This window comes from Paenibacillus antarcticus, from assembly GCF_001637225.1.
GTDB lineage: Bacteria > Bacillota > Bacilli > Paenibacillales > Paenibacillaceae > Paenibacillus_AQ > Paenibacillus_AQ antarcticus.
This window is the reverse complement of sequence record NZ_LVJI01000001.1, coordinates 370,967-390,982: the sequence shown is the minus strand read 5'-3', so window position 1 is coordinate 390,982 and position 20,016 is coordinate 370,967. Positions and strand designations below refer to the sequence as shown.

Here is a 20,016-nt window from a genome sequence, read left to right as displayed (position 1 = left end):
CGGCGTTTATAGTAAGAATTGCTACATTTATTTTTTGTATACTTGGGAAAAGTCTTCTAGCATCACGACTGGTTTTGGAGTAGCTTCCTCTATACCGCTATAAGTATTGTCCACCGCAACGATAGCTTTGGTGTAAGCGATCGGGTAAACGGTCATTTCATTAGCTACAGTTTGTTGAATTTCTTTATACAATTCTGCACGTTTCGTAGTATCCACTTCTACAGCTGCAGTGTCCCATAGTTTGTCGAACTCAGCATTCTTATAATGTGAATAGTTATATGCAGCATCACTCTGGAAGAGTGTCTTATAAGCGTCCGGTTCGTATCCCATAATGTAGCCGCCAAAGGATAGTTCGAAATCTTTGTTGTTCAAATCTAATGTTCTATTTCCGTATGCTGTACCATCCATTGGTAACAATTCCAATTCAATGCCTACATCTTTGAGTTTTTGTTGGATATATAGGGCCTGGCTTTCTTGCGGCTTATTTGTATTTGTATAGGCTAAGCGAATCTTCAAGTTGCTAACGCCTGCATCGGCAAGCAGTTGTTTAGCCTTCTCTAGGTTATAGTCATACTTTTCAAGATCGCTAGTTTGGTACAATGTATCAGGTGTGAGAATGGAAGACGCAGGCTCTGCAAATTCATTGGAAGTATAGGAAGCTGTAATGATCTCATTCTTATCTAGTGCATAAGCAATCGCTTGACGAACTTCTTTCTTCTGCATGACATCGGTATTGAGGTTGAAGACCATATACTGAAGACGACCTTCAGAATACGTTAGCAGATTGAATTTTCCTGTATCATTGAGTTTTTTATAATCTTGAGTGTCTACCATACGCATTTGGATTTCACCATTCTGAAGTGCTAGATTAGCTGCATTCGTATCTTTAGCGACACGATAAGTTACCGTATCTAAATGAGCCTTACCAGCAAAATAATCATCAAATCTTTCTAACGTCACATATTCACCTGCACGATATTCTTTGAATTTGAAGGGACCTGAACCTATAGGAGCATTGTTCTTGTCACTCTTCTCAATATCTGCAACACCTGCAAAAATATGTTCTGGAATCGGGAAGAATTGTACAAGAGCCCCGTCAAAAGCGGCAGTTACTTCCGGAAGTATAAATTCTACAGTCAAGTCATCCACTTTGTTAACTTTGATTGGCTTATTATTCAACACGAATTGACTACGTAGAAAGCTATGTTGGTTCTCATCTAGAATGCTATTCGCTGTAAATACGATATCATCTGCATTAAGGGCTTCGCCATCATGCCATTTCAATCCGTCACGTAGCTTGATCGTATAAGTAAGGTTGTCGTCTGATACTTTTATATCTTCAGCAAGCACATATGTTTTCTTACCATCATTAATATTAAACAACGGAGCGTACAAGGATTGGTCAACTGTAAGTGTTACTCGATCTCCTGCATAGATTGGATTCATAACCTTAGGGTCATCTTGAACTGCGATGATGATCGAACCGCCATCTTTCGGTTGGCCGCTATCTGTTGAAGCAGTATCTTGTGGAACGCTAGTATCTGTTTGAGCTGTGTTGTTACCGCCGCATGCACTCAGTACCAATACAAGCGCAAAGACAGCGGTTAACCATAGTTTTCTGTGTTTCATTTGAAAATCCCCCTAAGATGTTTTTGTAATTTATACTCTATTATAACTGTCCTTTTCGACAAAACAAGACATTAAACCAAGTTTTCTTATAAGAATTAAATAAAATGATATTTTCGATGTATTTTGCATGTATAAAAAGAACATTTTATGGATTAATATGGATACAATCTACTAAAGACGAATGCTCGTATACATGATAGATAGAGGTATAATAGTCAAAAGGTTTTATGAAAAGAGGGAGTGAATTGAGGATGAGATTAGCATGCTTACACGCGCATTATTCGAATATTCAATATATAGAAAAGGCACTATCCGAATATGGCATTGAATTAGTACATTTTGTGGACCCTGCCTTAATGTACCGAGTTACATGTGATGAAAGTTTCACACGTTCAGATGCTGCGAGGAAAGTGAAGGAGCAAATAGAATGGATTGCTCAAAACAAGGTGGATGCTATTCTCATTACGTGCACAAATTATATTGCATGTTTAGAAGAAGAGAGATTATCGATAACTACTCCAATTATTAAAATTGATGAACCTTTCTTTGAATATATTTGCAATATCCAGCAACCACAGATTATTGTATTTACGAATCCTGCCACGGTAGAAGGTACGATGAGTCGTCTTTACAAGCATGCTACAACTCAAGGGAAGTTCCTCGACGTAGAGGTTATCGTTATTCAAGATACGTTTGAGTTGATCATGCAAGGAAGAAGGGAAGAATATAACTTGGCAGTATCTAAGTTCTTGAGTACAATCATTGCTAATGACAACAAAGTCATTTCCGTGGCCCAATTATCTATGGTCGAAGCATCTGAACAAGTGGAAGATAAACACGATAGAACGATCATAAATCCATTAGATCCATTAATTAAGACCATTATTAAGAAATTGGAACCTGTCAGATATAATAAATAACTGAGTTTTTTTAATTTGATTGCCTTTTAGCCCTCTCCATATTCTGTATCCTGAATAAGCTATGATGTATCCTAGTCAAAAAGGAGGAATGAATCATGAGTGGAGTTGGAGGTTTCGGAGGAATCGGTTTAGGTGGATCTACAGGTGCAATTTTAGTTCTTTTCATCTTGTTAGTTATTATTTCTAAAGCATTTATTCTATAATTAGATGATTGAAATAGTTATGATGCAGGCGAAAAATGAAAAGCCGGTTAAGATACTACCGGCTTTACTTTTTGCCTGTCTCTATGATTAATAATAAATAATACGGAGGAAATGAATGGAATCAATCGTAAGTAATGCTTATGTGAATGAGCGAGTTACGGCATCTCAAGCTAACATGAGGGATACCCAAGATATTATGGATATACTAATTGAGACTGCAAGATGGTTGCAAAGTAGAGGCTCAAGTCAATGGAGTGGTTTGTTGCGTGGAGAAGATAGTCATGATATGGTTGGGTCTATTTCGCGTGGTGAAGTATTCGCATTTAAAGAAAATGGCGTATGCGTGGGTACTGTTATTCTGAAGCAGATGGTAAGTGAATGGGATAAAGATTTGTGGGGCGAGAACGAAGGTGAATTGAACACATCTGTGTTTGTACATAGACTTGCTATTCATCGTGATCATGCAGGGAAAGGTCTTGGAGCAGATATTTTACGTTGGATTGAAAGTGGTGTTTGTTATAACGATAAAGATCGAATTCGACTGGATTGTATCGGCGACAATATAACGCTAAATCGTTTCTATAGCCAGTGTGGATACAAATATATGGGTGGTGTTAATGGATTTAGTAAATATGAGAAGTTACTGTAAGGAGACAGAAGATTAATCCAGTCTCATAATCATGACAAAATCCAACAAAATATGATATTCTGTATGTTAGGAATGTTACAAGTAATCCGTCTACGATGATATGTGTAGGCGGTATTTTCAAGTTGCATGATTGGTTCAATATCTTATAGAGAAGGAAGGCATGGACTTGGACAAGTTCAGACAGTTTTTAAAGGCCTCACGAGCTTCAATTGTTATGGTTATGCTCATTCCAGTTGCTCTAGGCGCACTAGGCGCTTGGGTATGGGATGGCGTATTTAATGTATGGCTATTCTTGCTAACACTTCTTGGAGCAGGGCTTGCCCATCTATTTTCCAATATGATTAATGACTTGTGGGATTATAAGAATGGTGCAGATACGGGTGCAAATGAAGAAGTGGATGCGATAACTAGTCACTCTGGGTATCTGACAAACGGAACATGGAGTGTTAAAGTATATACGATCGTAACATGGTCTTTATTTGGAATAGCTATTCTGTCTGGTGTTATTCTTAGTATCTTTAGTGGTTGGTGGGCATTTGTTCTTGGTCTGCTTGGTGGATTGATCGCTTATTTCTACGTAGCTCCACCATTGAGACTAGGTTATCGAGGAAAAGGTTTCAGTGAAATTGCTATTTTACTTTCTTTTGGTGTATTACCAGTAATGGGTGCTTATTATGTTCAGACATCCCATATGGATATTCGTGCATTTGTTTTATCTTTACCAATAGGATTACTTACAACTCTTATTCTGTTTAATCATCACTTCTTACATTGGAAGCTAGATCTTCAAGCGGGTAAGAAAACCTTGATTGTAGTATGGGGTGAGGCAAAAGCACTTCGATTCTCAAAGGTATTACTTCTCCTTGCTGTAATATCGCTGTTAGTAGCTGTTCTCGTGGGATCGCTACCGTATTATGCGTTGATTGCATGGTTAGTGCTCATTCCGCTGTACCAAGTTTATGGTAAATTGAAGGATCAGAACCCTTCAAGAGCTTATTTACCACTCATGGGGGGTTCCGTAAAGGCAACGTTTAGATTCGGGCTACTCCTTATCGTAATCATGATCATTCAAGGGTTAATTTAACAATAATAGAAACAATCATAATTAGAAGAAATGAGGGATTGTAGATGGAACATACACGAGTGATTGGTGATTTTCATACCATTTTAGATGAAGGACAAGTCTGGAAGATGGGTGGCTTCCCACTTCCAGACGGAACCTTCTGGGAGTATCGTGAACCGGACGCTGTCGTAATTGTACGTAATGGAATTCTATATGCTCGCGCTACACTAAGTCGCCAGAATGACCACGTTCAAATTCTAGACAATGCGAAACATATGTATTACTCCGTAGAGCCTGTCATTGTACCTGAAGCAGGAGAAATAAGCTTCGAACTTGATATCCGTGCTCGTACACAGAATACAGCTCCAAATGACCTGTACGATGGATATGTGTCCTTGAATTTACTTGACTTCACAACGGGTGCAGCGCTGGACTTCTTTGCTGGAAATGATAAGTATGCTAGTGTGTTTGGTATTCTTCCTTTTCCTGGAGTTGTAGTGCCACCATCGGATAAGACACGCTTTTTCTGCATCTTTAAAGAAGATACGAACTTCAAAGCAAGAGAATTTAACACCTATAAAATTACGTATAACCGTGTTACGGATGAAGCTATTTTCTATTTGAATGGCGAAGAGATCAGACGAGACAAGAATATTCCGATCAAGTTGAATCAATTCACAATTGCACTGGGCATGATGACAGAGAAGGACTTATCGCCTGAAGGAAGTGTATCTGTCCATGGACAGACCGTAATTGCGGAATGGTCGCCTATAACTGTTACGACAACGGAGGGGCAGAAGGAATCGAAGAAAGAGGATTTGAATGAATAAATAAACAACCATTTCATTTAGATATATAAAAGAGAGCTGTCCGCGTGAAGTCTTTAAGACTTCTTGCAGACAGCTCTTGTTTGTTTAATTAAATAAACCATGAGTATAAAGTGCTATACCGGTTCCTACAATACTAACCGTCATAAATTGAGTCGCCAAACGGACGTAGATTTTCTTCATATTCCCACACCTCCTTACATATTCCACTATAAACAGATTGTTGTGCTTCGGTTGCATGTGGTCGATGCATTTCAAATAACGCCATACTGTTGACCATACCATCTTTACTATTTATATTGAATGAAAGTCTAAAGCTTTTTAAAACATTCTCTAGACCTTCTCTTAGAAGGTTTTTTCGGAAACAATATAAAGCATATTTTCGGAAAAACAAGTGAAAGCGATAGGAGTAAAAGGGTTCCTTGTAGTAATATGTAACGGTTTGATTATTCCAACCTTCTTTGTGATTAATTTTATACTGTGCAATTTTATCGGCAAAAACATCGAGGTATTCGTCAATAAACACATTGTTCCGATTGGAAGTATCCAGCAACGTCGTTAATCCATCTACAAGTTCATCAGGATACTGTTTGAGAAAATCTAAGTATTCTGAAACCCTTGTTAAGTCTCCTTCTTTAATTTCAATGGACAATAAGTTAGCTTTAGCATACATCTTAAAACGTTCCACTTCCGAGATACCTATCTCATCTAGCCTTTCAAGCCAACTCATATCAGCATATTTTGCAATCCATTTCTTTGATTCTTCAAACATCCCACGATGCTCATAAGAACCTGCTTTAAACAAATATCCTTGTGCATAGTAATATACAAGAGGGCGAGAAGGATTGAATTCAGGATCTTCCCACTGCTGCTGCTTAAGGTAGATATTTTCAGCTAGTTGACTCAATTCAACAGAATAATTTTCGACTTCATCCCACTTTTGTTTAACTGCAAACAGTTGGGTTAGCATTAATAGCCCATCAAGAGCATATGCATCTGGCAATCGATGTCGATAAGGAATGAATTGCATAGCAATCATGAAGCTCTTATGTCCATCTTGTCTATAAATCTGAAAGAGTCTATAGTAACTAATCGCTAAGCGTTCCGAATGATTTAATTCCTCAGTCTCTATAACACTCTGGTAAATGATTGCAGCAGCTTCTTGCAAGCCTCGTTCTAATAGAAATTCGGCTGCATCAAATATTTCGGTTGTCTGATTTGAATCTTTAACAAGACCACTTAGTACTTTACGAATAGAATCATGACGATTTAGTTCTGCACATCGATTTAGAAAGGGTCTTATTCTCTCCCAGTCCGGATTAGTAGTTTCGAAGCACTCTACTATATATAATTCGAATAACTTTCCTTCTGAGAGTCCCATACCAGCAGTAATAAGATCTAGTTGTTCTATAGACATGGTTAGGGGATTACTATGTAACATCGCACTTAACATCGGTGGGTCCAAGCCGATTGAGTTGGAGAATGATTGTAGGTCCACTCCTGATTGTCTTATGTATTCTTCTATTTCTGATCGGACCGTAGTGTTTTGTTTCATCAACGAAAACACCTCCATGACTGCAATATTAAGCACTTATTTGGCACATTGTAAGTATATATGAATTATATATACTAATAGTATACCGGTCAATGGAATATATCCAATCTTTAGGTAGAAAGTAGTTGGAGGCCAAGGAGTTAGGATAGGGTAGATCATTCGTTTGAAATAATGGATTTTACTAGCATTTATTTTCCATTTAGTGGGATGATAATGTGTTAGAAGTAAGATACAATCATAGATATAACAAGTGATACGTAGCAGGGGGAAATAAAATGTCAGGAACAATATTACTCGTAGAAGACGAACCTTCCATTAGCGAGATGGTAATGAATTACCTGAAAAAAGAGGGGTTTTCGGTCGTTCATGCGCATGACGGAGAAGAGGCCTTACGGAAATTTACCGAAGGTGCATTCGATTTAATTCTTCTAGATTTGATGCTTCCGAAATTAAGTGGGATGGATTTCTTGAGAATAATTAGAGAGAAAAGTCTGATTCCGATTCTGATTGTATCTGCGAAAGACGGTGAGGTAGATAAGGCACTAGGACTGGGTTTTGGAGCAGATGATTATATTCCTAAACCGTTCTCAATGATAGAACTCTCGGCTAGAATTAAAGCGGCGCTAAGGCGAGCGAATTATCATATGAATGTCCCTGTTGTTCATAGAACGAACATCGTCGAGATTCATGAGATCGTGATGGATATGGACAATCTAACGGTTAGCAAGAATGGACAAGAACTAAAGTTAACTTCTAAGGAATTGCAGATTCTGAAGTTATTAATGACGAATCCTAAAAAGGTATTCACTAAGGAACATATCTATCAATCGGTATGGGATGAACCCTATTATGGAGATGAGAATATCATTAATGTACATATGAGAAGATTGAGAGAGAAGATTGAAGACATCCCTTCGGAGCCTCAGTATATTAAGACCCTATGGGGAATTGGTTATAGACTAGGAGAGTTCTAGTATGACAATTCTATTTATTAGTATCATTCTACTATTAAGTATCATCATTATGCTTCAATACATAGCTTCGAGTAGAAGAACAGATGATTTGAAATATTGTTATAACAAACTAAATGCTATTGTAGAGAATAATTCTTCAGAGAAACTACTGAGAGTGACTGATGATGTAAACCTTCAATCCCTATTAACGTCGATGAATTTATTATTAGATGCTAACCAAGAATTAACAGCACATTTTACGCGAACAGAAATGGTTATGAGACGAATGCTTGCTAATATGTCCCACGATTTAAAGACGCCATTAACCGTCATTCTCGGAACAATTGAAATGATTCTTCATGAACCTAACTTAGATAAGGAAGAACAAGAACGTTTATTAAAGATGCTTCATCAAAAAGCGCAAGAGATCGTAAAGATGATTCATAACTTTTTTGATTTGGCTAAGTTAGAGTCAGATGATCAGGATTTTGTTATCACACGTGTGAACATGAATAGTGTGTGTAAGAATAGTATTCTTTCGTTCTATGATGTAATCCAACGAAATCTCCTTCAACCTACGATTGAAATTGCAGAAACTCCGGTATATGCCTACGCGAATGAAGAAGCCTTGGAACGAATATTAAATAACCTCATGGATAACGCAATTCGATACGGAGCTGATGGTAAAGTCATAGGTATAACGTTAAGAAATGACGAGACTTATGTATATATTGATGTCTGGGATCAAGGGAAAGGTATTCATCAGCAACATCATGATCTTGTATTTGAAAGGATGTATACGCTCGAAGACTCAAGGAATAGATCATTCCAAGGAAGCGGGCTGGGTCTCACCATAACGAAAAGATTGGTGGAACAATTAGGTGGGGAAATCCATCTTCGCAGTATACCTTTTAAAAGGACGACCTTTACCGTCCAACTTCCACGAGCTACATATTAGCAAGTTGTGTATTCGTAAGATTTTCTTAAGAATTAAGAAATAAAAAAGAAAAGGTTATGCTCTAATCTATAGATAAGAACATTAGAAGGAGCCAATAAAAATGAGTATTATCCTTAGCACGAGCCATTTATCCAAAACATTTCAAGGCAAAGACGTCGTTACTGATGTGAGTATGAGAGTAAGCCAAGGTCAGATATATGGATTCCTAGGTCCCAATGGAGCAGGTAAGACGACCATAATGAAGATGTTACTGAATCTGGTTAAGCCGACTAGTGGTGACATTGAAATATTCGGAGAGCCAATAAAGCAATCGTCAATCGAGTACCTAAAGAGAATAGGTAGCATTATTGAGTACCCAGTCTTTTATGACAAGCTGACTGCGCTTGAGAATCTAGAACTCCACTGTGCCTATATGGGATTCTATAATAAGAAGGCCATTAAAGAAGCACTGGAATTAGTGCATTTAACTAACGTGGATCATAAGGCTGTCCGAGAGTTCTCACTAGGTATGAAGCAGCGACTTGGTATCGCGAGAGCGATTATTACGAAACCAGAGTTATTAATTCTAGACGAACCTATCAATGGACTGGACCCTGTTGGTATGAAAGACATGAGAAATATATTCGGTATGTTGAGTAAAGAGTATGGAATGACATTGTTAATCTCCAGTCACCTATTGGGAGAGGTTGAAATGATCGCGGATACGATAGGCATCATTAAGAGTGGAAGACTGATTCAAGAGATACCTATGGACACGATCAAGGGACAGAATACCGACTATGTGGAGCTCAAGACACCTGATTACAAGAAGGCTACCTTTATTCTGGAGAATAAGCTTCATATCACGAATTTCAAAGTAATGGATAACTCAGTTATTCGTATTTACGAGACTAGCATAGCTCAATCTGACATTTCCAAAATGTTGATCATGAATGACATTGCGATCGAATCGATTAATAAAAAGACAGCGTCGTTAGAGGAATACTTCTTAACACAAATTGAGGAGGTTGAGAATTATGCTTAATTTGATGAAGCTGGAGATGAAGAAGAATAAATTTGGATGGTACTTCAAAGGGGTTGTGATAGCTAATTTCTTTATACTTCTATTCATGTGCTTAATTCCTTATGTAGAGAGTATAGATGAAGGTCCGATGTTTTCAGGCGTAACCGACGCATTATCGGTGGTGGGAACTTTCGTTCGAGTGACGTTTGTTATTTTCGCATCGGTACTCTATGCCAAATTAATCATTGATGAATATAAGAGTAATACCATTTCGGTTTTGTTTACCTACCCCATCCAACGTAAAAAAATCATCCTTGCTAAGATCCTGCTGATCACTGGGATGACATTCATCGTAATCGTGGGTTCAAATGTGTTTGTATCAGGGGCTTTTATCATGTTCAATCATTATATTAACCTTTTTCCGAATGATCTATCTAACAAATGGTTATTACCAGCTTTAGTCAATATTGTCGTTCAGTCTATAGCGGCAACGGGGATGAGTCTCATCTGTATATATTTTGGAATGCGAAAGAAATCAGTTCCTACAACGATTGTTTCATCCCTTTTAATTATTAGTTTAGTTAACTCTAACAACGGTAATTTTTCAATTAGTAATATTATCGCGATTCCTCTTACACTTGCTGTGATAGGTGTGGGTATAGCCTATTTCACTTTTAGGAATATCGATAGAGTGGATATTGTATAGTCAACCGTATAGTCTAAATATGACAAAGTTCTGCGTAATTGGCAGAACTTTTTTTGTTGGAAAATGTTGAGGAAAGTAGAGAGAGCGACATAAGCAAAATAATTTTCAGGTAAGATTATCTATCAAGTCCATGCGCTGAACTAAGTATATTTATAAAATAATCAAATTTTAAATAAATAATTATTGTATAATAGTCCAATATATGTATAATATGTGATTATACATATATAATAATTTTATTGATATATGTGGCTATCTTGAACATCCTAGTATAAATTCAACCTCAAGTTGTAACCGCTTTCATAGTTTGTATCGATATAAACTCATAGAGAGTTTATATAAACATTCTTCCCAAGGAGGGTAGGGTAACTGTCTCTTTGAAAATCATGCTAGTTATTGATTATGAGCTTCTAGGGGGTGGCGTTGGAGTTCTTTTATTTAAGGCTCATTTGCTGTTCGGTCGCGACGGTTACTTAGCTCTGATTCGTATCAGTAAGAACATTAAGAGGAGGGTATTTATAATGACAACACTACGATTATCTAGACCAGGAAAGATTAAATCACTAGTTGCAAGTAGCATAATGACGTTGCTCGCTCTTGCTATGTTCTTTGTTTTCGAGGGGAATGCGTCTGCGCACGGTTATGTAAGTAATCCATCGAGCCGTGCAGCGCTATGTGCTAGTGGGGTCAACACGAATTGTGGTCTTATCATTTATGAACCATACAGTCTTGAAGCACTTAAAGGATTTCCAGCGGCAGGTCCAACTGACGGTAAAATTGCAAGTGCTAACGGTCAGTTCGCTCCACTAGACCAACAATCAGCAACTCGCTGGTCTAAGGTGAACTTAAGCGCTGGTCCGACGACGTTCAATTGGAATATTAAAGTTCCTCACGCCACGTCAAGCTGGAAATATTACATTACGAAGCAAGACTGGGATCCTAATGCACCACTTACCCGTGCTTCCTTCGATCTAACACCTTTCTGTAATGTATCCTATTCTGGGACGCCAGGAAATAGCTATTCGGATACGTGCAACGTTCCTAGCAGAACGGGATACCAAGTCATTCTGGCCGTTTGGTCAATTTCAGACACAGCTAATGCCTTCTATAATGTCATCGATGTAAACTTCCCTGGTAATCTTGATACCGCAGCGCCAACGGCACCTGCAAGCGTAGCAGTATCTAATATTGCAACGACAAGTGCAACGGTTACATGGAGTGCTGCCACGGACAATGTTGGTGTAACTGGTTATAAGATCTTTAATGGTTCAACACAGATTGCTTCCACTACTGGGGCACTCAGCTATAATTTGACTGGTCTAACATCCAATACAACGTACAATATAACTGTAAAAGCAGTAGATGCAGCTGGCAACGTATCCCCAGTGAGCAATGCTGCTGCGTTCACTACGCTTACGGTCGTAGGACCTGATATTGAGGCACCATCTGCCCCAACAAGCTTGCATGTCATGGGTAGTACAACTTCAACGACAGTGCCTTTGATGTGGAACGCATCGAGTGATAACGTAGCAGTGACGGGGTACCGTGTATTCTCGGGCACTACACTCGTGACTAACCTTTCAGGATCGACTCTAGATTATCTTGTTAGCAATCTGAGCCCGAATACAGCTTATACATTTACAGTGAAAGCTGTTGATGCGGCAGGTAACGTGTCAGCAGCTAGTAATACGCTAAACGTTACTACGCCGGCTGCCCCTACGACTTATCCAGCATGGAATTCTTCAACCGCTTATGTTGGAGGCAACAAGGTGACATATAACGGTGTTAACTATGAGGCCAAATGGTGGACTCAGGGACAAGCTCCAGGTTCCGCTGGAGCTGATGTTTGGAAATTGATTCCTTAACTTTAGCTGCATTGTACATTGTAGTCTTAAATAATGAGGGAGATGACTTCTGAGGAATCAGGAGTCATCTCCCTCATTAGAAATAGTCGAATTATTTTTTTGTAATAAAATTACTTTATTTACAATATTGACTTGACTAGTAAATATTCAAACCTTAAAATAACTTTGAAAGTTCATATGAATCTATCAACCGCCAATATACTGGATTTTCCGTGGAGATGCCTTTACGTGCACTACGATTTGAGAGGAGAAATGGATGAATCAGCCCTTAATTAGTATTGTGATGCCTGCATACAACAGAGCGAACGTTATTTCAGCATCAATCAAGTCGATCCTAGAACAAACCTATACTCATTGGGAATTAATTGTCGTGGATGATCGTAGTACTGATAATACTAGGGAAGTAGTGGAGCAATTTGTACGACAAGATGCAAGAATCAATTACGTAGTTAATGATAGATCCAAGGGACCGGGTGGAGCAAGAAACTTCGGAATGTTATGTGCGAAAGGGGAGTTGCTTTCCTTTCTTGATTCTGATGACCATTGGTACACTTGTCATTTGCAGGACAGCTTAGACGTAATAGTTCGAACTGAAGCCGAAATCAGCTTTGCCTTATGGGTGGAGCAGCATGGTCCTAAGACGGTACATAATTTTGATAATAAGGTGGAACAGAAGCTCATAAGTAAGATGAGAACAATCAATACATCTTATCCTGACGTCATTCTATTTGAAGACGGGTTATTCGAGCAATTTCTATCGCATACTAGAAACTTCTTTCAGTTAAATACGATGGTATTTAAGAGGGAATTACTCCAAACCTTTGGACTCATTAATGAGGAGTTGTATCTGGGAGAGGACACTACATTTTTGATTCAATTTTTCGATCGTTGCAAGATAGCGTTAATTACAAAACCTCATTCTGTGTATAATCAATCGCCTGACAGCATATATTTCTTCTGCGACAGATGGAAGCTAGATCCCGATACGCTTCATACGAACAAGGTGGTTATGGAGAAGTTGGAAGCATTATCGCATAAATCTATTCAAGTAAGGACTCTTATAAGAAGTAAGGTAGAGAATGCGGATAACTTGAAGGGGAAGCATAGATCTTTGCGAAATATAGATATAGGCATTTCTAGTAAGTATTTCACTTTAAGCTATATTAATAGGCTCAACAGAGAGAAGGCATTAGGTTATTGTCGTTCCTCCCTGAAGAGCAAGGTAACGATTTTTAATTTGGTGCTTTGGCTCCGCCTCGTATTGTCGATAAAAAGCGGAAGTGGCTTCTTGAGACTGGCACTTAATCTGTGGTAGATCAAATGTGTGAACTAGGGTCAAGAATATTTTATTTAATGGCGCGGATCAATGCTTCCGCGTCTATTTAGTGTGTTTTTCATTTGGGTTAATTGTCCAATTGTATTGTAGAATAACAGTAGGAGATGAAGCGATGAAGATGCCTATACATATTCTAGTAGCAGAAGATGATAACGATATTAACCAGTTATTGTGCAGAATGATGAGAAATAGTGGATATCACGTACAGCCTGTTTTTTCAGGTACTGAAGCCTTATTATATCTTGGAGCACAGAAGTGGCAATTGATTCTACTGGATCTAATGCTTCCTGGATTAAGCGGAGAACAGGTAATAGAACAAATTAATGAGCTGAAAGTTGCTGTGCCCATCATCGTGATCTCAGCGAAAGGTGAACAGTCCACCAAAGTCGCTGCACTCCGCGCGGGTGCGGATGATTATATTACCAAACCATTCGACGTTGAAGAGGTTGCAGCTAGAGTAGATTCTCTTCTTAGAAGATATCAACGATTAGATGAACCCATAGAGAGTCATATTCTTAAGTACCAATCCGTTTCATTAGACAGAGAGTTGAAGCGTGTGTTTGTTCTGGAGCGTGAGTTGATACTGACAGCTAGAGAATTCGCCATTCTTGAGCTACTGATGATGAATCCTCGCAAAGTATTCTCCAAGGTAAATGTGTTCGAAAGCATCTGGGGCGAAGAATATATGCATGAGGATACGAACACAGTTAATGTACATATAAGTCATTTGCGTAGCAAACTTGCTAAGTTAGATTCAGAACAGGACTATATTGAGACAATCTGGGGTATGGGTTATCGATTGTATTAGAAATTTGAATTAAGGAATTAAGGAATTAAGGAATTAAGGAATTCTTAATACATTTCTTAAACGTTTCTTATGTTTTAGTTCGTAGAATAAGGTTATCACATGAGAAGGGTGTTGTAACCATGAGTGAATATGTACTGAGAACCAAGAAGCTCACCAAAAGATATAAGTCAGACTATGCGCTTACCCAGGTAGATTTAACGATAAAAAAAGGTGATATTTATGGATTTATTGGTCAAAATGGCGCTGGGAAGTCCACGTTACTTCGGATCGTCATGGGACTAGCTAAGCCAAGTGATGGAGAAGTGGAATTGTTCGGTAATAGTGATGATAAGGGATTAGTCGAAGCAAGGAAACGCATGGGAGCGATTGTGGAGACGCCAGCATTATTCTTACACATGACGGCTGAACAGAATTTAGAAGTCTGTCGACTACAGAGAGGTATTCCAGGTAGCGAATGTATTCAACGTACGTTAACCCTAGTTGGGCTCGGGAATACAGGGCGTAAGAAGGTGAAGAACTTCTCGTTAGGGATGAAACAAAGACTTGGATTGGCAATTGCTCTTCTAGGTGATCCGGAGTTTCTTATTCTCGATGAACCGACGAACGGACTTGATCCTATGGGAATTGTTGAATTACGAGATCTCCTTAAGAAGCTTAATCGTGAAAAGGGAATGACCGTATTTATATCAAGCCATATCTTAGCGGAACTTCATCAATTGGCAACGACCTATGGCATCATTCACAACGGACAACTGCTGGAGCAACTATCGGCGACAGAACTAAACAATCATTTGCAGAAATTTTTACTTATTAAGGTAAATGAAGTCGAGAAGGCAGTTACAGTGTTGGAAAGAGAACTTGGGACCACGAACTTTGTGGTCATGCAAGACGGTACGATCAAACTGTTCGGCTTTCTCAACGAAACCGGGAAGATTTCTAAGCTATTAATAGAGCATGGAATTCTCCTCGAGCAGCTTACGCCGATAAGTGATGACTTGGAGAGCTATTTCACAAGATTAGTCGGAGGTGGTCACGTTTGAGTAATCTGGTGAGAGCAGAGTTCTACAAGTTAAGACGAGATAAAATGTTCTGGGTACTCTTATTGATCATGGCAATGTGGGGCATTCTTCATGCGGTGTTTATTACCTTATCTTCTAAAGGGGTACTCTTTCTTGATATTACAGGCGGATTTATGGTGGGAGGACCTGAAGAAGGACCCAAGTATAGTGCGACGGGTATGGCAACCTTCCTAATTACACTACGAGCAGCAAGTAATCCTATATTTCTATCGCTGTTACTTGGGATGTTTGCGGGGTTCTTTATATCAAATGAATATAAGACAGGTGTCGTAAAGAATGTAATTGGTTGTGGAAGAGGTCGCAGTGAAATTTTCATTTCAAAATGGATAGCATACTTTATAGGTGTTATTGTGATCTGGCTCATCTTCCCGTTAATTGCAGCTTGCGGTGCGATGTTAGCTAATGGATTCATTACGGCAAGTGATAGCATATCGTTGGTACTTATCGTTCGAATCCTCGGCTTAGCCTTAGTCCAACTTGCTGCATTCTCTGCCTTACTCGTATTTATAGGTGTTGTGGTAGAAGAGAGTGGAAAGGCAATTATTCTATCGATTACAATCATTGTAGGCCTATGCTTGTTCTTCTTGATACTAGGAAGTTCCTTCCCTGTTATTCTTACGGTCTATGAATATACGATATTACATCAGATTGGTGCTGCGTTTAGCCCTATTCTATCAACAACAGAAATTGTCCGGAATATATGTATTGGATTGATTACTTTATTTGTACTTCTCTTTAGCGGAATTGGGGCATTTGGACGAAAAGAAGTGAAATAATATAGCAGAACAGGCGGGGGGAACATTCATGCTAATTTTTAACGTGGTTACTTTACTACTACTCGGGTGGATGTTCGCTCGCTGGTTATTGTTGAAAAGAGAGATTAAAAGTGTGACGACACAACTTACATATTATCGTAATTCTGACTCTTTGCAAAAAATTGAAGTATCACTTATAGATAAAGATATGGAACAACTTACTGTGGAAGTGAATCTACTGATGGATACGATTGCTCAAGAGACGGCGGAGAAGAGACGAACGGAACATGAACTGAAACAAGCTGTTGCGAATATATCACACGATTTAAGGACACCATTAACATCTATCCTTGGCTACTTACAACTATTGAATGGGGAAGATTTGACTATCGAAGAGAGAGTGGAGTATCAAGGAGTTGCTATCAGTCGAGGAAACAGGCTCAAGAGCTTACTGAACGATTTCTTTGAATTGTCTGTCATAGAGTCTATGGATTATGAACTATCGATCAAGCGTGTGAATATGAATGACCTGCTGACGAATACTCTATTGGGGTATTATGATTCTTTTATGGAAAAAGACAAAGAGCCATTGGTCACTATACCTGAACATTCTCTATATATCATGGCTGATGAATCAGCGGTCAAACGAGTGATTGAAAACCTTTTAAACAATGCACTTTCTCATGGTAAAGGTAATGTATCTGTTGCTCTTGAGCAATTTGGAAGATATATTCGACTTATTATTTGTAATGAGGTATATGTCGCGGTCGATATGCGTATGATTTTCGATCGATTCTATACGGAGGATCAAGTTAGGACAGGTCTTGGTAAGGGACTTGGACTCTCGATTACAAAAAGTTTAATGGAGAAAATGAGAGGTTCTATACGAGCCGAGTGTGATAACGCAGAGATTAGCATGATATGTGAATGGATGGAGAGTCGTCCGAATTAATAATCTTAAAAAAAGGGCATCCCAGCCATTTCTATGACTTCGGGATGCCTCTTGTTGTGTTTAGGATGCGCAACCTGCACATTCAACGTAATTGTCACCAACAGCTTTAGAAATGCTCAAGAGTTGTCCCATTTCAATGTCTTCCTTAGAAGTAAACTCATAATCATAAGCAGTTTCTAAAGCTAGCTCAGAAGCTTTCTCTTTGCTATCGGCAAATACGCTAATCTGTTCCTCATTACCTGTGGATAAGACCTTATATGCAAATGTATAACGAAGTATTTCGTTGTCCACGTCAATCACCTCCCTAACTATTGTACACTTTTCTTTAATTTCGATATAGCCCCACATCATCCAATATGATTTTGATAGGACCCGTATTGAAATTTAATGTAAACCTATGGATATGAGCTGGTTTGAAGTTGGAATTAGCTCTTTCAAAATCTTCAAAAGGTAATTCAATCGTTTGTAATATTGCTTTCTCAGGCAAATTATAGTTCCCATCATCGAAATGTTTCTCTAGCCACTTATTTTTTGTGAACTGAGGGATAATCATGGGTTGTAGAGTCATGAATTGAGACAATGGAAGGGTAACTGACACGCCATCACTCGTGTCTAATGTAATCGTGATTTCGGAAAGAGGGAGAATATTATTCTGTTCAAGCCCTACTTCCATACTTTGGTCTGCGATCGATAAGGACAATCCGTCGGCTTCTGTGAACTGATTTATTATTTTGCCCTCATCCCAACTCAGTGAGTAGGACGATGGTTGCGATTTGTTTCCTCTTTTTTCCAAAAGAACACTCTTATTCTGTGAGGTGCTAGCTTCTTCACTCCACCGTAGTCCATTACTTGCTTCGGCTGTACCTTTATTTAAAAGGGTTGTTCTGTCTTTGTCTTCATCGTATCTTGCAAGCGCCAAGAAATTACCATCCTCGTATCTGTTGTAATAGATGGAATCAGGTAGCCAATCACGTCCTGTTCGGTAATCACGAAATAATGGATTATAGTCTTGAGAATCATGTAGCGTAGTTTCTAGAAAGGCAGAAATATACACCTTAGCGATTTGTCTTTGATCAGATGCCAGCATCATTTCACTTCGATTGAGCAACAGCCCTTTCGGCATACTTATATCGAGCCCTCCCCATGAGGTATTGAACTGGGAGTGGTTCGCATTGGGAATATGAAGATAGGTTTTAAATCCTACTGCATCAGGGGTGAAGCTAGCACGATCATATTGACGTTCACCGAAATATTCGTTCAAATCTCCGTCGCGTGACCCTTGAAGTACCATATAGCTGATATTACGGAGTTTCGCTTGTATTCCATCGACCTTTGTATCCGTCGGTGCAAGAGCGATCACGGCTTTAATAGAAAAGTTGTTAAGATCATTTTTTAAATCTGGATCCGATCGGAACCAACGCTCTGCGTCTGCAGCCATAGCAACCGCTTGGCCACCTCGAGAATGACCTATGAGAGCAATTTGCTCGAAGTTGACGTTATGATAGAACGGAGAATTAGACTGGTCAGAGAATATTTCGATTTGTTGTAAATGCTTGAGAAGAAGCCAAGTACGTGCCTTGATATCATTCTCTGGTATATTCGACCACACAGAATAGTTCAGGAAGTTCTCGTCTACCGAAATGGCAATAAATCCTCTACTAGCGAGCAACTCACCGAGATAGCCATATCCACCATCGGAATAATCCTCCATTAAATGATTGCCATGAACCATCAACACAAGCGGATATGGGCCTTCACCCGCAGGCATCCAGACTCTACCATTTAAAGGGAGTGACTTCTGGTCAAATCCCCAAAACAGGGAACGTAGCCTAGGCCATTTGTTAATATAGGAAGAGGCGTCAACGGTCGATGATTTGAGTTCGGCCTTAAGTCCGTATTCCTCTCGGTGTAAATCATAACCGCTCCCGTAAGTGAAATACGTCGTGTCGAATAATCCTGGGTCCGCTGGACTTGAAAGTGGAATGGTAGAGACTTCACTATTGGAGATGCTGAACTCCCGATTGATATCTGACTTTTCACTAGAGAGGAGACTTATGACGATGGATGCCAGGATGCAAAGCGTAATAGAGAATATCCATTTGGTCCGTGTCTTGATATGCTGGCTAGCTATAATCGCCATCCAACAACCTAAGAGCACACCTAGTAAGGTGATGATCACGGATGAAGCGATGGATACGGCTATGCCACTTCCTGGAATCCAAAACAACAAGTAAGTAGCGATCAAATCAAATAAAACCCCACCAATAAATAGACGTGGAATAGGAAGTCCAATCAAGGCGAGTAGTAATGCTAGTAGGATCGCTGAAATTGCGAGTCCAAGAGTACCAACTGTGATAGATAAGAATATATCAAGGGTAGTTCCTAATCCAGTTGGCATACTGAGTGATGTTAACGCAAATATAAAACAGAATGAAGCCCAAACACCACTTTGAGCGATCCTCCAAAAACGTGTATCTAAGGCGAACGTTGTCTTGACCCGAAATCTCATTCGTGAGGGAAATGAAGGTTTTACTGGTGTGTATATCGTCGTTTCGAGTTCCATGAGGTCTCCCTAGTCAATTTAAGTAGAAAGTATATACGACTATTGTAGCACGCGCATGGTTGTTTTGTGTTGTTACTTATTGATCAGTATGTAATATAATAGGATGTGGTAGGATCAGAAATATGTCTCGGAAATGGAAGTTAGGAATACTTCTCTAGAGGAGCATTCGGCTAATTCATAGGGGGAATATCA

At 39.1% G+C, this 20,016-nt stretch carries 19 protein-coding genes; 15 read left to right on the top strand and 4 right to left on the bottom strand.

The window, feature by feature from the left end; translation table 11 throughout:
* Nucleotides 1-27: 27 nt before the first annotated feature.
* A complete protein-coding gene (locus PBAT_RS01905) occupies nucleotides 28-1,629 on the bottom strand; it encodes an ABC transporter substrate-binding protein (protein WP_068646040.1) in 1,602 nt (533 codons plus the stop codon).
* A gap of 251 nt (nucleotides 1,630-1,880) precedes the next feature.
* On the opposite strand from PBAT_RS01905, the gene PBAT_RS01900 reads away from it, so the two are divergent.
* The 5 genes from PBAT_RS01900 to PBAT_RS01885 all read left to right on the top strand — a co-directional run bounded on the left by PBAT_RS01900 (nucleotide 1,881) and on the right by PBAT_RS01885 (nucleotide 5,294).
* Nucleotides 1,881-2,549 carry a hypothetical protein gene (locus tag PBAT_RS01900; RefSeq protein ID WP_246168301.1) on the top strand — a complete coding sequence of 223 codons (669 nt, stop codon included), beginning with the start codon at nucleotides 1,881-1,883 and terminating at the stop codon, nucleotides 2,547-2,549.
* Between the two features lie 95 nt (nucleotides 2,550-2,644).
* On the top strand, nucleotides 2,645-2,752 hold the full coding sequence (locus PBAT_RS25740) for a YjcZ family sporulation protein (protein ID WP_211267811.1): 108 nt from the start codon (nucleotides 2,645-2,647) through the stop codon (nucleotides 2,750-2,752).
* 115 nt (nucleotides 2,753-2,867) lie between these two features.
* Nucleotides 2,868-3,401, top strand: a complete 534-nt coding sequence (locus tag PBAT_RS01895; protein ID WP_068646038.1) for a GNAT family N-acetyltransferase — start codon at nucleotides 2,868-2,870, stop codon at nucleotides 3,399-3,401.
* A gap of 160 nt (nucleotides 3,402-3,561) precedes the next feature.
* Complete coding sequence (locus PBAT_RS01890; RefSeq protein ID WP_246168300.1) at nucleotides 3,562-4,485, top strand: prenyltransferase; 924 nt, start codon at nucleotides 3,562-3,564, stop codon at nucleotides 4,483-4,485.
* A 44-nt stretch (nucleotides 4,486-4,529) separates the two neighbouring features.
* Nucleotides 4,530-5,294: a DUF6081 family protein gene (locus PBAT_RS01885; protein ID WP_068646037.1), complete on the top strand. Its 765-nt coding sequence runs from the start codon at nucleotides 4,530-4,532 to the stop codon at nucleotides 5,292-5,294.
* 133 nt (nucleotides 5,295-5,427) lie between these two features.
* Here the strand turns inward: PBAT_RS01885 and PBAT_RS01880 are convergent, their stop codons facing one another.
* The gene (locus tag PBAT_RS01880) at nucleotides 5,428-6,846 is read right to left on the bottom strand and encodes a DNA-binding protein (protein WP_068646036.1); all 1,419 of its coding nucleotides are present in this window, start codon (nucleotides 6,844-6,846) and stop codon (nucleotides 5,428-5,430) included.
* 275 nt (nucleotides 6,847-7,121) lie between these two features.
* Here PBAT_RS01880 and PBAT_RS01875 point away from each other — a divergent pair, with 275 nt between their 5' ends.
* The 10 genes from PBAT_RS01875 (at nucleotide 7,122) to PBAT_RS01830 (ending at nucleotide 17,261) form a co-directional block, all read left to right on the top strand.
* Entirely contained in the window at nucleotides 7,122-7,820 is a 699-nt protein-coding gene (locus tag PBAT_RS01875) for a response regulator transcription factor (protein ID WP_068646035.1), read from the top strand.
* 1 nt (nucleotide 7,821) lies between these two features.
* A complete protein-coding gene (locus tag PBAT_RS01870) occupies nucleotides 7,822-8,757 on the top strand; it encodes a sensor histidine kinase (RefSeq protein ID WP_068646034.1) in 936 nt (311 codons plus the stop codon).
* 100 nt (nucleotides 8,758-8,857) lie between these two features.
* The gene (locus tag PBAT_RS01865) at nucleotides 8,858-9,781 is read left to right on the top strand and encodes an ABC transporter ATP-binding protein (protein WP_068646033.1); all 924 of its coding nucleotides are present in this window, start codon (nucleotides 8,858-8,860) and stop codon (nucleotides 9,779-9,781) included.
* A complete protein-coding gene (locus PBAT_RS01860; RefSeq protein ID WP_068646032.1) occupies nucleotides 9,774-10,466 on the top strand; it encodes an ABC transporter permease in 693 nt (230 codons plus the stop codon). The genes PBAT_RS01865 and PBAT_RS01860 overlap by 8 nt, the downstream gene beginning before the upstream one ends.
* 521 nt (nucleotides 10,467-10,987) lie before the next feature.
* A complete protein-coding gene (locus PBAT_RS01855) occupies nucleotides 10,988-12,331 on the top strand; it encodes a lytic polysaccharide monooxygenase (protein WP_068646366.1) in 1,344 nt (447 codons plus the stop codon).
* Between the two features lie 256 nt (nucleotides 12,332-12,587).
* Complete coding sequence (locus tag PBAT_RS01850; RefSeq protein ID WP_068646031.1) at nucleotides 12,588-13,646, top strand: glycosyltransferase family 2 protein; 1,059 nt, start codon at nucleotides 12,588-12,590, stop codon at nucleotides 13,644-13,646.
* A 133-nt stretch (nucleotides 13,647-13,779) separates the two neighbouring features.
* Complete coding sequence (locus tag PBAT_RS01845; RefSeq protein ID WP_068646030.1) at nucleotides 13,780-14,475, top strand: response regulator transcription factor; 696 nt, start codon at nucleotides 13,780-13,782, stop codon at nucleotides 14,473-14,475.
* A gap of 119 nt (nucleotides 14,476-14,594) precedes the next feature.
* On the top strand, nucleotides 14,595-15,515 hold the full coding sequence (locus tag PBAT_RS01840; protein WP_068646029.1) for an ATP-binding cassette domain-containing protein: 921 nt from the start codon (nucleotides 14,595-14,597) through the stop codon (nucleotides 15,513-15,515).
* Nucleotides 15,512-16,330, top strand: a complete 819-nt coding sequence (locus tag PBAT_RS01835) for an ABC transporter permease (protein WP_068646028.1) — start codon at nucleotides 15,512-15,514, stop codon at nucleotides 16,328-16,330. The genes PBAT_RS01840 and PBAT_RS01835 overlap by 4 nt, the downstream gene beginning before the upstream one ends.
* Nucleotides 16,331-16,358: 28 nt before the next feature.
* Nucleotides 16,359-17,261: a sensor histidine kinase gene (locus PBAT_RS01830; RefSeq protein WP_068646027.1), complete on the top strand. Its 903-nt coding sequence runs from the start codon at nucleotides 16,359-16,361 to the stop codon at nucleotides 17,259-17,261.
* A 60-nt stretch (nucleotides 17,262-17,321) separates the two neighbouring features.
* Here the strand turns inward: PBAT_RS01830 and PBAT_RS01825 are convergent, their stop codons facing one another.
* Entirely contained in the window at nucleotides 17,322-17,552 is a 231-nt protein-coding gene (locus tag PBAT_RS01825) for a hypothetical protein (RefSeq protein WP_084402752.1), read from the bottom strand.
* 34 nt (nucleotides 17,553-17,586) lie between these two features.
* A complete protein-coding gene (locus PBAT_RS01820) occupies nucleotides 17,587-19,770 on the bottom strand; it encodes an alpha/beta hydrolase family protein (protein ID WP_169810073.1) in 2,184 nt (727 codons plus the stop codon).
* Nucleotides 19,771-20,016 lie beyond the last annotated feature (246 nt).